At 71.2% G+C, this 13,258-nt stretch carries 9 protein-coding genes; 7 read left to right on the top strand and 2 right to left on the bottom strand.

The annotated features are described in order from the left end of the window. Positions 1 to 5: 5 nt before the first annotated feature. Positions 6 to 1,154 (bottom strand): PQQ-dependent sugar dehydrogenase, encoded by a 1,149-nt coding sequence (locus IF00_RS0121250; RefSeq protein WP_030320325.1) that lies wholly within the window; start codon positions 1,152 to 1,154, stop codon positions 6 to 8. A 120-nt stretch (positions 1,155 to 1,274) separates the two neighbouring features. Then, positions 1,275 to 2,297, bottom strand: coding sequence for an aldo/keto reductase (locus tag IF00_RS0121245; RefSeq protein ID WP_030320323.1), 1,023 nt, complete (start codon positions 2,295 to 2,297; stop codon positions 1,275 to 1,277). Positions 2,298 to 2,372: 75 nt separating this feature from the next. Between IF00_RS0121245 and IF00_RS0121240 the strand changes: the two genes are divergently transcribed. From IF00_RS0121240 to IF00_RS0121210, 7 genes are all read left to right on the top strand, one after another. Next, positions 2,373 to 3,338, top strand: a complete 966-nt coding sequence (locus tag IF00_RS0121240; RefSeq protein WP_030320321.1) for a 2-hydroxyacid dehydrogenase — start codon at positions 2,373 to 2,375, stop codon at positions 3,336 to 3,338. A gap of 784 nt (positions 3,339 to 4,122) precedes the next feature. Further along, a complete protein-coding gene (locus tag IF00_RS0121235) occupies positions 4,123 to 6,960 on the top strand; it encodes a putative bifunctional diguanylate cyclase/phosphodiesterase (protein WP_030320319.1) in 2,838 nt (945 codons plus the stop codon). Between the two features lie 215 nt (positions 6,961 to 7,175). Further along, the gene (locus tag IF00_RS0121230; protein WP_037638759.1) at positions 7,176 to 9,026 is read left to right on the top strand and encodes an acetolactate synthase large subunit; all 1,851 of its coding nucleotides are present in this window, start codon (positions 7,176 to 7,178) and stop codon (positions 9,024 to 9,026) included. 41 nt (positions 9,027 to 9,067) lie between these two features. Beyond that, positions 9,068 to 9,595, top strand: coding sequence for an acetolactate synthase small subunit (ilvN, locus tag IF00_RS0121225; RefSeq protein WP_030216183.1), 528 nt, complete (start codon positions 9,068 to 9,070; stop codon positions 9,593 to 9,595). Between the two features lie 133 nt (positions 9,596 to 9,728). Then, the gene (ilvC, locus tag IF00_RS0121220) at positions 9,729 to 10,730 is read left to right on the top strand and encodes a ketol-acid reductoisomerase (RefSeq protein WP_030320315.1); all 1,002 of its coding nucleotides are present in this window, start codon (positions 9,729 to 9,731) and stop codon (positions 10,728 to 10,730) included. Between the two features lie 271 nt (positions 10,731 to 11,001). Then, positions 11,002 to 12,591 carry a phosphoglycerate dehydrogenase gene (gene serA / locus IF00_RS0121215; RefSeq protein WP_030320313.1) on the top strand — a complete coding sequence of 530 codons (1,590 nt, stop codon included), beginning with the start codon at positions 11,002 to 11,004 and terminating at the stop codon, positions 12,589 to 12,591. 81 nt (positions 12,592 to 12,672) lie between these two features. After that, a complete protein-coding gene (locus IF00_RS0121210; protein WP_030320312.1) occupies positions 12,673 to 13,251 on the top strand; it encodes a TetR/AcrR family transcriptional regulator in 579 nt (192 codons plus the stop codon). Positions 13,252 to 13,258: the final 7 nt, after the last annotated feature.

Below are 13,258 nucleotides of genomic sequence, written 5' to 3'. Positions count from 1 at the left end.
CTCCTTCAGCTCACCTCCAGCCGGAGAACCCTGTCGTCCCCGGGCCCGGGCGTACCCCGGCCGTCGGTTTCGCTGGTCACCAGCCAGAGCCGCCCGCCGCCCCCCGCGAGGACCGTGCGCAGACGTCCGTACTCCTCCGAGAGGAACGCCTCGGGGTCCCCGGAGCGTTCCGCCCCGGAGAGCGGGATCCGCCACAGCCGCTCGCCTCTGAGCCCGGCCATCCAGATCGCGCCCCGCGCGTACGCGATCCCGCTGGGGGAGGCCTCCGAGGTCGGCCACTGGGCCACCGGGTCCACGAACCCGGCCTTCCCGGCCTGCCCCTCGGCCTCCGGCCAGCCGTAGTTCTTCCCCGGCTCCACCAGATTCAGCTCGTCCCAGGTGTTCTGCCCGAACTCGGCCGCCCACAGGCGACCCTCGTCGTCCCAGGCGATGCCCTGCACATTGCGGTGCCCGTACGAATAGACCACCGACCCGGGGAACGGATTGCCGGGCGCGGGCCTGCCCTCCGGTGTCATCCGGAGGATCTTCCCGCCGAGCGACTCCCGGTCCTGGGCCAGACCGGTCCGGCCCGTCTCGCCCGTCCCCGCGTACAGCATCCGGTCCGGGCCGAACGCGATCCGTCCGCCGTTGTGCACGATCCCCTTCGGGATGCCGGTCAGCACCGGCTGCGGCGCGCCGAGCCGGTCGCCCTCCGCGCCGCCGTACCGCATGCGGACGATGCGGTTGTCCGTCTCCGCGGTCAGATACGCGTACACCCAGCCGTCCCGCACGGCGAGGCCCATCAGCCCGCCCTCACCGCCCGGCACCACCCCCGGCACCTCGCCGAGCGAGGTCTTCGCCCCGGTCCGTCCGTCGACCCTGGTGATCGTCCGCTCGTCCCGCGAGGAGACCAGCAGATCCCCGTCGGGCAGCTCGGCGAGCCCCCAGGGCGACTCCAGCCCCTCGGTGAGCGTGCCCGTCACCGCCACCCGCCCGCCGGCGGGAGCGGTGGCGGACCCGGACGGGCTCGCCGATGCGGTGGCCGATGCCGATGCCGATGCCGACGTCGGCGGAGCCGTACCCGGCCGATCCTCCGTACCCCCTGAGGAGCAGCCCGCCACCAGGACCAGCACGGCGGCGCCCCACAGGGCCTTCACAACTGCAGGACGGCTCATGGCACGGTCCCCTTCGACGAGTCGAGCGGCATCCCTTCACCCTTGATACACCGCCCGGCGCGATCAGGTTCCCGACCGCCGCGACCACCGTGTCCCGCGGTCCCGCGACCCGGGCGACCCTCAGTCCCAGGACCCCCGGGCCGCCGGAAGGGCCGCGACCTCCGCCAGGTCCGCCGCCGTCAGCCGCAGCCGGGCCGCCCGGGCGTTCTCCACGGCCCAGCACTCCCGCTTCGCCCCCGGCACGGGCACGACGTGCCGCCCCCGGCCGAGCACCCAGGCGAGCGCCACCTGCGCCGGGGTGACCTCCGCCCCGTGCCGCGCGGCCACCCGCCGCAGACCCGCCACCAGCGGCTGGTTCGCCGCCATCATCTCCGCCGTGAACCGGGGGTGCCGGGCCCGCGGATCGTCCGGCTCGAAGCCGCCGCCCGGGGTCAGCGTCCCGGTCAGGAAGCCGTTCCCCAGCGGCATGGCCGCCAGGAATCCGACACCCCGCGCCGCGCACCACGGCAGCAGCCGCACCAGCGCCTCCTGGGACCACACCGACAGCTCGGCCTCCACCGCCGCCACCGGGAACACCTGCTGGATCCGCTCCAGTTGGCGGATCGTTCCCTCATAGCCGTCACGGCTGACACCGGTCGCGCCCCGGCGGGCCGAGCGGCTGCCCACGGCGCACAGCCCGAGCGCCCGCACCTTGCCGGCCGAGACCAGCTCGGCCATCGCTCCCCAGGTCTCCTCGACCGGCACCTCGGGGTCCGCCCGGTGCAGCTGGTACAGGTCGATCACATCGGTCTGGAGCCGCCGCAGGGAGGCGTCGCAGGCCCGGCGGACGTACCCCGGCCTGCCGTTGGCGACCACGTGCCGGCGCTCGCCGCCGTCGCCGACGAGCAGTCCGCACTTCGTCGAGACGAAGGCGTCCGCCCGTCGCTCCTTCAACACCCGCCCCACCAGAAGCTCGTTGGTGAACGGGCCGTACATGTCGGCGGTGTCGAGCAGGCTCACCCCGGCGTCCAGCGCCGCGTGCACGGTCCGCAGCGAGCGGTCCCCTCGCTGTTCCGAACGGCTGTACGCCCAGCTCATCGGCATGCACCCCAGGCCGATCGCACCCACGTCGAGCGCCGTCGCCCCGATAGTCCTGCGCTCCACCTGCCGGTACCCCTCCCTGTGCCGTCCCCCAAAGTAACCAATGACGCACGGGATTCTTCGCATAGCCTCCCGTTCATGAGATTCGAGAACACCGCCGCTGACGTGTGGCTTCCGATTCCCTCGGACGAGATCGAAGATCTCCCCGAACCGGGCGCGTCGGGCCTGAACTACCGCTTCTGGGACGGAGGACCGGAGTTCCCGGCGGACCCGGCGCACTGCGCCTTCTACGTCGTCCCGTACATGAAGGGCTCCGAGATCGCCGTACGGCCGCTGGCCGCCATGACCTCGCTGCGGGTGGTGCAGACCCTGTCTGCGGGCATCGACCACGTCACCCCCGGCATCGACTCGCTGCCCCCGGGCGTCGCCGTCTGCAACGCGAAGGGCGTCCACGAGGCCAGCACCGCCGAGCTCACGCTCGCGCTGATCCTGGCCTCGCTGCGTGGCATCCCCGGCTTCGTGCGCGGCCAGGACGCCGAGGAGTGGCGGGCCGGCTTCTACCCGGCCCTCGCCGACAAGTCCGTCCTGATCGTCGGGTACGGATCGATCGGCGCCGCCATCGAGGACCGGCTCGCGCCCTTCGAGTGCGCGCGGGTGTCGCGCGTCGCACGCTCCGCGCGCACCACAGCGCGCGGCGAGGTCCATCCCCTGACGGAGCTGCCCACGCTGCTTCCGGATGCCGATGTGGTCGTCCTCTCCACCCCGCTCACGCCCGCGACCAGGCATCTCGCGGACGCCGGGTTCCTCGGCCGGATGAAGGACGGGGCACTCCTCGTGAACGTCGCCCGAGGGCCGGTCGTCGACACCGCGGCCCTGCTCAAGGAGGTCGAGACCGGCCGGATCACGGCGGCACTCGATGTCACCGACCCGGAACCGCTGCCGGCCGGGCATCCGTTGTGGCACGCTCCCGGTGTCCTGATCAGCCCCCACGTCGGAGGTTCCACTTCGGCCTTCATGCCGAGGGCGAAGCGGCTGATCGCGGGGCAGCTGCGGCGGTTCGTGGCGGGGGAGGAGCAGGCCAACGTCCTGCTCACCACCGGCTGAGCGGCCGAGCTGGGCCGGTCGGGTGGTACGCGCCCCCGACACGCGCCGCCTGCAAGCCCCCGACCGTCACGGAGAGTACTGCGACCCTGTCCCTGAGTGACCGTACTGGTGTATCGTCCCGGAGCGGGGGGACTGCGTCGAGTACGGGCTGACGCTGGGGAGCGAAGTGACGGGTCATCAGATTCCGAGGGGGGCGACGGGTGAAGCACGGCCGGAGGATCGACGATCCGACGCGGCGCCGCCGCCGACGGCGAGCCTTCAGCCCCTCGCCACCGGCCTCGCGCGTTCCGTGCCGGACCAGGCCGCGCCGCACCGCGCGCCCCGCGCCGACGAGCCACCGGAGGTCGGGTCGGACACCGATCCGGCCCCCGGGGCGGGCGCCGGACCGCGCTCCGGACCGGACCGCCGAGCCGAGGGCCACGGTGCCGAACCACCGGGCACGGCCACTCGCCCCGGCGACGCCACGGCCCCGGCCCCCCGCGCCCCCGCGGCGGACGGCAGCCACGCGCCTCATGGCGACTTCACGCCATACGGCGCCTGTGAGGCCTCCGGCGCCGCCGCGCCGGAGCGGGCCGCCCCTGCCGTACGGAGGCCGGGTGTCGCGCCGGAGCAGGTCGCCCCTGCCGTGCGGAACCAGGGCGCCGTACCGGAGCGGGCCGTCCCGGTCGTACGGGACCACGCCGGCCCCCACGACTGCGACGGGCACGCTCCCGGCGGCGCCGACGAGCCGTCGGCGCGCCCGCACGACGCGGCCGGGTGCGGTGGCGCGGAGCCGGAGGGACCGGTGAGCGCGCCCGGGGCGGTCCTCGCGCGGCGCCCCGTCGGCGGCGGAGGCGACTCCGGACATCCGGACCCCGGGCGCCCCGGCATCGGCTCGCTTTCCGCGCAGATCGCCCTGGTGGTGATCTGCGCGGGTTACACGACCGGCGCCTCGCTCGGCTGGGGATCACCCGAACTCGCGCTCTTCATGGGCGACTTCGGACTCAGCGCCGCCGCCCTCACCGCCGCGGTCTCCTGCTTCCTCTACGGGCGCGCCCACCGCGGCAGCGCACGCCCCGCCTGGCTGCTCTTCGCGTTCTCCTCGTTCATGGCCTCCGCGGGCAACGCCGTGTGGGGGTGGTACGAGGTCGTGCTCCGCACCGAGGTGCCCGACTCCTCCATCGCCGACCTCTTCTTCTTACTCTTCGCTCCGCCGGCCATCGTCGGCCTGCTCGTCCTGGCCAAGAAGCCCGTCACCCGGGCCGGCTGGGTCTGCCTCGCGCTCGACGCCTGGCTCATCGGGGGCTCGCTGCTCACGCTCTCGTGGAGCCTCGCGCTCGCCCGTACCGCCCACTTCCAGAACGAGCCGGTCGCCCAGGCGGCACTGTCACTCGCGTACCCGTTGCTCGACATCGTCCTGGTGAGCATGGTCCTGGTGCTGCACTTCCGGCGCTCGCAGGCGAACCGTTCGGCGACCAACACCGCGATCGCCGCCCTCGCTCTGACCGTGCTGTGCGACGCCCTGTTCACCTCGCCGCTGCTGCGCGAGAACTACGCCTCGGGCCAGCTGCTCGACGCGGGCTGGTTCGCGGGCTCCCTGCTGCTCGCCTACGCGCCCTGGGGCGCGCGCCGCATCCCGGACAGCGTCACCACCGCGCGTGGGCAGTGGCTGCACAGTCGTCCGGTCGCCGGCTCGCTCGCCGCCCTCACGCCCTACCTCGCCGCCGCGGTCTGCACCCTCGGCATCCTGTACAACGTCGTGGAAGGGCGCAGGGTCGACCGCGTCGTCGTCCTCACCGGCTGCACGGTGGTCCTCGCCCTCGTCGTACGGCAGGGCATCATGCTGCTCGACAACATCGCCCTGACCCATGAACTGGCCCATAAGGAGAACCACTTCAGGTCCCTCGTGCAGGGCTCGAGCGACGTCATCATGATCGCCGCGCCGACCGGGATCCTCCGCTACGTCAGCCCGGCCGCCTCCGGGGTGTACGGACGGGACGCCGAGGAGCTGATCGGCTCCGAGCTGGCCTCGCTCATCCATCCCGAGGACCTCGGCGCGGTCGTCCACGAGGTGCGGCGCTTTCTGGCCGTCTCGCCCGCCGAGGAGCCCACCACCCGGATCGAGTGCCGCTTCCGATCGGGCCGCGGCGACTGGCTGAACGTCGAGTCCACGGTCAACCGGCACCAGGGCGGACTGATCTTCAACAGCCGGGACGTCACCGAACGCGTCCGGCTCCAGGCCCAGCTGCAGCACAACGCCGAGCATGATCCGCTCACCGACCTGCCCAACCGGGCGCTCTTCACCCGGCGGGTCCGGCAGGCCCTCAGCGGCCGCCGGGCCACCGACCCCGGCACCCCCGTGCTCTTCATCGACCTCGACGGCTTCAAGGCCGTCAACGACCGCCTCGGCCACCAGGCGGGCGACGACCTCCTCGTCCAGGCCGCCCGCCGCCTCCACGACTCCGTACGCGCCGGGGACACCGCCGCCCGGCTCGGCGGAGACGAGTTCGCCGCCCTCATCCTCGGCGACGGCGGACGCGACCAGGCGGCCCGCCAGAAGCAGGTCCAGGAGATCGCCGACCGGCTCCGTCTCACCCTCTCCCGTCCCTACCGCGTCGACGGGGACAACGAGGTGCGGGTCGCCGCCTCCATCGGCGTCGCCTTCGCCGAGCCCGGCATCGAGGCCGGCGACCTCCTGCGCAACGCCGACCTCGCCATGTACCGCGCCAAGGCGGCCGGCAAGGACCGCGTCGAGCTCTACGCGCCCCAGATGCAGGCCGAGGTGGTCCGCAGGACGGAACTGGCCGCCCGGCTGCGCACCGCCCTCCACGAAGGCGAGTTCGCCCTGCTCCACCAGCCGGTCGTCGACCTCGCCACCGGCCGGATCTCCGCCGTCAGCGCCCAGGCGCGCTGGCGGTCGGCCCAGGGCATCCTCTTCACCCCCGCCGAGTACCTCCGGGTGACCGACGACAGCGAGCGCACCGCCGAGCTCGGCCGCTGGCTGCTCGAAGAGGCCGTCGAGCAGGCCGCCGAGCGTGCGGGAATCGGCCACCGTGCCCCCGTGTCCATCCGGCTCTCCGCCCGCCGCCTCCTGGACCGCTCGCTGCCGCTCGGTTCGATCGAGTCCCTGCTGACCCGGCACGGGCTGCCGTCCGGTTCGCTGATCGTGGAACTCGCCGACAGCGACCCCCGCATCCCGCTCGACGAGCTGGAGCAGCGCCTGGTCACCCTGCGCCGCCTGGGGGTGCGGATCGCGCTCGACGGATTCGGCAGCGGACATGTGGCGATCAACGCTCTCCGCAGGCTTCCCGTCGACATACTGAAGCTGGACCGGGGCCTCGTCGAGGGCGTCGTCGAGTCGGCCCGGCTCCGCAAGATCACCCGTGGGGTGCTCCGTATCGCCGACGAGCTGGGGATGCAGACCGTCGCCGAGGGCGTCGACGTACCGGAGCAGGTCATCGCCCTGCGGGCGATGGGCTGCGGCCACGCCCAGGGCATGGCCTTCTCGGGCCCGCTCGACGAGTACCGGCTGCGCAGGGCGCTCGTACGGGACGAGTACCCGCTGCCCGGAGCGGTGTCCGTCCGTGTCGGAAACCGTCCCCCGTTTCGCTCAAATAATGAGACGCCCGTCCCACCCACTTGACAGTGGCGAGGGCTGAGAGGGAGGGTCATTGCCATGCGCACCCGAATTCTCGTACTTGGAAAGCGCGTCGGCTGAAGCAGGGCCACGGTAGGCCCCGCTTGAAACGCACCCGACGCGCTCCCCTCGCTTGCCTCACGGCACGAGGGGTTTTTTGTTGCACTGGCTCACCCCAAAGTCGTCCCAAACCCTCGTAAAACCCTCTGCTTCGAGAAGAGATGCTGATGACCGAGCAGGCCACCGGGCACCATCCGCAGCCGCGGCCCCGTAACGGCGCGCAGCCCGCCACCACCGTCGAGCACGTCACGGGTGCGCAGTCCCTCATCCGTTCTCTCGAGGAAGTGGGCGCCGACACCGTCTTCGGCATCCCCGGCGGCGCGATCCTGCCCGCGTACGACCCGATGATGGACTCGCAGAAGGTCCGCCACATCCTGGTCCGCCACGAGCAGGGTGCGGGCCACGCGGCCACCGGCTACGCCCAGGCGACCGGCAAGGTCGGCGTCTGCATGGCGACCTCGGGACCCGGTGCGACGAACCTCGTGACCCCGATCGCCGACGCGCACATGGACTCGGTGCCGCTCGTCGCGATCACCGGCCAGGTCGCCTCGAAGGCGATCGGCACGGACGCCTTCCAGGAGGCGGACATCTGCGGCATCACGATGCCGATCACCAAGCACAACTTCCTGGTCACCAAGGCCGAGGACATCCCGCGGACGATCGCCGAGGCCTTCCACATCGCCTCCACCGGCCGCCCCGGCCCGGTCCTGGTCGACATCTCCAAGGACGCGCTGCAGGCGAAGACCATCTTCAGCTGGCCGCCGCAGACCGACCTGCCCGGCTACCGCCCGGTGACCAAGCCGCACGCCAAGCAGATCCGCGAGGCCGCCAAGCTGATCAGCGCGGCCAAGCGTCCCGTCCTGTACGTCGGCGGCGGCGTCATCAAAGCCGGCGCCACCGCCGAGCTGAAGATCCTCGCCGAGCTCACCGGCGCCCCGGTCACCACCACCCTGATGGCGCTCGGCGCCTTCCCCGACAGCCACCCGCTGCACGTGGGCATGCCGGGCATGCACGGCGCGGTCACCGCGGTCACCGCGCTGCAGAAGTCCGACCTGATCGTCGCCCTCGGCGCCCGCTTCGACGACCGCGTCACCGGCAAGCTCGACAGCTTCGCCCCGTACGCCAAGATCGTCCACGCGGACATCGACCCGGCCGAGATCGGCAAGAACCGCACGGCCGACGTCCCGATCGTCGGTGACGCCCGCGAGGTCATCGCCGACCTGGTCCAGGCCGTCCAGGCCGAGCACAGCGAGGGCAACAAGGGCGACTACACCGCCTGGTGGAGCGACCTGAACCGCTGGCGCGAGACCTACCCGCTCGGCTACGACCTGCCGGAGGACGGCAGCCTCTCGCCGCAGCAGGTCATCCAGCGCATCGGCCAGCTCGCCCCCGACGACACGATCTTCGCCGCGGGCGTCGGCCAGCACCAGATGTGGGCCGCCCACTTCATCGACTACGAGCGCCCGGCCACCTGGCTGAACTCCGGCGGCCTCGGGACGATGGGCTACGCGGTCCCCGCCGCGATGGGCGCCAAGGCCGGCATGCCCGACCGCCCGGTCTGGGCGATCGACGGCGACGGCTGCTTCCAGATGACCAATCAGGAGCTCACCACCTGCGCCCTGAACAACATCCCGATCAAGGTCGCCATCATCAACAACGGCGCCCTCGGGATGGTCCGCCAGTGGCAGACCCTCTTCTACAACCAGCGCTACTCGAACACCGTCCTGCACTCCGGCCCGGACGACATCCAGGCGAACAAGGGCACCCGCGTCCCGGACTTCGTCAAGCTGTCCGAGGCCATGGGCTGTGTCGCCCTGCGCTGCGAGGACCCGGCCGACCTGGACAAGGTCATCGCCGAGGCCAACGCCATCAACGACCGTCCGGTCGTCGTCGACTTCATCGTCCACGAGGACGCCCAGGTCTGGCCGATGGTCGCCGCCGGCACCTCGAACGACGAGGTCATGGCCGCCCGGGGCGTCCGCCCCGACTTCGGCGACGGCGAAGACGACTGAAGCGCGGAACGAAGCAGAGCGAAAAGGAAGAGACCCAGACCATGTCCACCAAGCACACGCTCTCCGTTCTCGTCGAGAACACGCCCGGCATCCTCGCCCGGATCGCCGCCCTGTTCTCGCGCCGCGGCTTCAACATCGACTCCCTCGCCGTCGGTATCACCGAGCACCCCGACATCTCCCGCATCACCATCGTGGTCAATGTCGAGGACCTGCCCCTGGAGCAGGTGACCAAGCAGCTCAACAAGCTGGTCAACGTCCTGAAGATCGTCGAACTCGAGCCCAGCGCTGCGATCCAGCGCGAGCTCGTCCTGGTGAAGGTCCGCGCCGACAACGAGACCCGCTCCCAGATCGTCGAGATCGTCCAGCTGTTCCGCGCCAAGACCGTGGACGTCTCGCCCGAGGCGGTCACCATCGAAGCCACCGGTTCGAGTGACAAGCTCGACGCGATGCTCAAGATGCTGGAGCAGTTCGGCGTCAAGGAGCTCGTGCAGTCCGGCACGATCGCCATAGGGCGTGGTTCCCGGTCCATCACGGACCGGTCCCTCCGGGCCCTCGACCGCAGCGCCTGAGAATCATCGCCTCAGAGTCATCGAAGGTCGACCGGCGGTCCATCCGCCGGTCCGACTGACGAGACCCGAAATCTTTCCTCCCGCTCCCCGCCGTACGGTGGGACGCAACACCAGCACCTCAAGGAGATACCCAGTGGCCGAGCTGTTCTACGACGACGACGCCGACCTGTCCATCATCCAGGGCCGCAAGGTCGCGGTGATCGGTTACGGCAGCCAGGGCCACGCCCACGCGCTGTCGCTCCGTGACTCCGGTGTCGACGTCCGCGTCGGTCTGCAGGAGGGGTCGAAGTCCAAGGCCAAGGCCGAGGAGCAGGGCCTGCGCGTCGTCTCCGTCGCCGAGGCGGCGGCCGAGGCCGACCTCATCATGATCCTGACCCCGGACCCGATCCAGGCGCAGGTCTTCGAGGAGTCCATCAAGGACAACCTGAAGGAGGGCGACGCGCTCTTCTTCGGCCACGGTCTGAACGTCCGTTACGGCTTCATCAAGGTGCCCGAGGGTGTCGACGTCGCCCTGGTCGCCCCGAAGGGCCCGGGTCACCTGGTCCGTCGTCAGTACGAGGAGGGCCGCGGCGTTCCGTGCATCGCGGCCGTCGAGCAGGACGCGACCGGCAGCGCCTTCGCGCTGGCTCTCTCGTACGCCAAGGGCATCGGCGGCACCCGCGCCGGCGTCATCAAGACGACCTTCACCGAGGAGACCGAGACCGACCTCTTCGGCGAGCAGGCCGTCCTCTGCGGTGGCACCGCGGCGCTGGTCAAGGCGGGCTTCGAGACCCTGACCGAGGCCGGCTACCAGCCGGAGATCGCGTACTTCGAGTGCCTCCACGAGCTGAAGCTCATCGTCGACCTCATGTACGAGGGCGGCCTGGAGAAGATGCGCTGGTCGGTCTCCGAGACCGCCGAGTGGGGCGACTACGTCACCGGCCCGCGGATCATCACGGACGCCACCAAGGCCGAGATGAAGAAGGTCCTCGCGGAGATCCAGGACGGCACCTTCGCCAAGGAGTGGATGGCCGAGTACCACGGCGGTCTGAAGAAGTACAACGAGTACAAGACCCAGGACGAGAACCACCTCCTGGAGACCACCGGCAAGGAGCTGCGCAAGCTCATGAGCTGGGTGAACGACGAGGAGGCGTAAGCCTCCGGGGCTGGGGGACCCCCCACGCCCCCCGGGGCGTGGGGGAGGGCCGGACACACCGTCCGGCCCCTGTCCACATCGTTGGACACCCCGTCCAACCACGGACGGGTGATCCTTCCAACGAGGCGCATGATCGGCGCCGATGCACCACTACACTGCTCAACAACATTCGCGTTCAGGCCCACAGCGTCGTGCGCTTTCACGCGGCAAGCCCCCTCCACCGCCTGCGGCCGTCGGGACGGCCGTCCGCACTGGATCTGTGAGGACTCACGTGAGCTCGAAACCCGTCGTACTCATCGCTGAAGAGCTGTCGCCCGCCACCGTCGACGCCCTGGGCCCGGACTTCGAGATCCGGCACTGCAACGGCGCGGACCGCGCCGAACTGCTGCCCGCCATCGCCGACGTGGACGCGATCCTGGTCCGTTCCGCGACCAAGGTCGACGCCGAGGCCATCGCCGCCGCCAACAAGCTGCGGGTCGTCGCCCGCGCCGGTGTCGGTCTGGACAACGTGGACGTCTCCGCCGCCACCAAGGCCGGCGTCATGGTCGTCAACGCCCCGACCTCGAACATCGTCACCGCCGCCGAGCTCGCGTGCGGTCTGCTGGTCGCCACCGCGCGCAACATCCCGCAGGCCAACACCGCGCTGAAGAACGGCGAGTGGAAGCGCTCCAAGTACACGGGCGTCGAGCTGAGCGAGAAGACCCTCGGCGTCGTCGGCCTCGGCCGCATCGGCGTGCTGGTCGCCCAGCGCATGTCGGCGTTCGGCATGAAGATCGTCGCGTACGACCCCTACGTGCAGCCCGCCCGCGCCGCCCAGATGGGGGTGAAGCTGTTGGCCCTGGACGAGCTCCTGGAGGTCGCCGACTTCATCACCGTCCACCTGCCGAAGACCCCCGAGACCCTCGGTCTCATCGGCGACGAGGCGCTGCACAAGGTCAAGCCCTCCGTCCGGATCGTCAACGCCGCGCGCGGCGGGATCGTCGACGAGGCGGCCCTGTACTCGGCGCTCAAGGAGGGCCGGGTCGCCGGCGCCGGCCTCGACGTGTACGCGAAGGAGCCCTGCACGGACTCCCCGCTCTTCGAGCTCGACCAGGTCGTCTGCACCCCGCACCTCGGCGCGTCCACGGACGAGGCCCAGGAGAAGGCCGGTATCGCGGTCGCCCGCTCGGTGCGCCTGGCGCTCGCCGGTGAGCTCGTGCCGGACGCGGTCAACGTCCAGGGCGGCGTCATCGCCGAGGACGTCAAGCCGGGTCTGCCGCTCGCCGAGAAGCTCGGCCGGATCTTCACCGCCCTCGCGGGCGAGGTCGCGGCACGTCTCGACGTCGAGGTGTACGGCGAGATCACCCAGCACGATGTGAAGGTGCTCGAACTCTCCGCGCTCAAGGGCGTGTTCGAGGACGTGGTCGACGAGACCGTGTCGTACGTCAACGCCCCGCTGTTCGCGCAGGAGCGCGGTGTCGAGGTGCGCCTGACGACGAGCTCCGAGTCGCCCGACCACCGCAACGTGGTCACCGTGCGCGGCACCCTCTCGAACGGCGAGGAGGTGGCGGTCTCCGGCACGCTCGCCGGACCGAAGCACCTCCAGAAGATCGTCGCCGTCGGCGACTACGACGTGGACGTGGCGCTCGCCGACCACATGGTCGTGCTGCGCTACGAGGACCGTCCGGGTGTCGTCGGCACCGTCGGCCGGATCCTCGGCGAGGCCGGTCTGAACATCGCGGGCATGCAGGTGGCGCGCGCGGAGGAGGGCGGCGAGGCCCTCGTCGTCCTCACCGTCGACGACACGGTCCCGGCTCCGGTGCTCGCGGAGATCGCGGAGGAGATCGGCGCCGCCTCGGCCCGCTCCGTCAACCTGATCTGACGCCTCACCTCGTACGACCTCGTACCCGGTCGATAGACGCCCGTCTTACACAAGCGTCTATCGACCGGGTACAGTGCTGTCATGGGACACAAGGAAGACCTGCTCGAAGGCGCCAAGCGCTGCCTCCTGGAGAAGGGGTACGGGCGGACCACGGCCCGCGACATCGTCGCCGCCTCCGGCACCAACCTCGCCTCCATCGGCTACCACTACGGCTCCAAGGACGCCCTGCTCCAGCAGGCCTTCCTCGCCGTCACGGAGGAGTGGGGCGAGGCGGTCGGCCCCGCGGGCAGCGGGGAGGAGAAGCGGGAACTGCCGGCCGACCCGTACCGGCGCTTCCATGCCGTGTGGGAGCAGGTCATCGCGGCGGCCGGGGCCAGCAGGCCCGTCTGGAAGCTGCAGACCGAGATCGTCACCCGGCTCGACGACGACGAGAAGCTGCGCGAGGCGATCAAGGAGCCGCAGCGCGAGGGACGGCTCGGCATGGCCGAGGGCTTCCTCGGCATCGACCCGGAGGCGGATCCCGAGAAGGCCCGGGTGGCCGGACTGCTCTGCCAGGCCCTCGCCACCGGCGTGATGATCCAGTGGATGGTAGACCCCGACACGGCGCCGACGGCGGACGACCTCACGGAGGGGCTCAAGGTCCTCATGGGAGAGCAATAGGGCCGGA

Origin of the sequence: Streptomyces flavochromogenes, from assembly GCF_000717595.1 — a bacterium.
Lineage (GTDB): Bacteria > Actinomycetota > Actinomycetes > Streptomycetales > Streptomycetaceae > Streptomyces > Streptomyces flavochromogenes.
The sequence above is the reverse complement of the archived record's forward strand: the minus strand, read 5'-3'. Positions and strand labels throughout refer to the sequence as shown.

What these genes read in the sequence shown, in the direction of transcription:
- IF00_RS0121250 (WP_030320325.1), bottom strand. Translation starts at nt 1,154, where the DNA reads ATGAGCCGTCCTGCAGTTGTGAAGGCCCTGTGGGGCGCCGCCGTGCTG.
- IF00_RS0121240 (WP_030320321.1), top strand. Translation starts at nt 2,373, where the DNA reads ATGAGATTCGAGAACACCGCCGCTGACGTGTGGCTTCCGATTCCCTCG.
- IF00_RS0121230 (WP_037638759.1), top strand. Translation starts at nt 7,176, where the DNA reads ATGCTGATGACCGAGCAGGCCACCGGGCACCATCCGCAGCCGCGGCCC.
- ilvN (WP_030216183.1), top strand. Translation starts at nt 9,068, where the DNA reads ATGTCCACCAAGCACACGCTCTCCGTTCTCGTCGAGAACACGCCCGGC.
- IF00_RS0121210 (WP_030320312.1), top strand. Translation starts at nt 12,673, where the DNA reads ATGGGACACAAGGAAGACCTGCTCGAAGGCGCCAAGCGCTGCCTCCTG.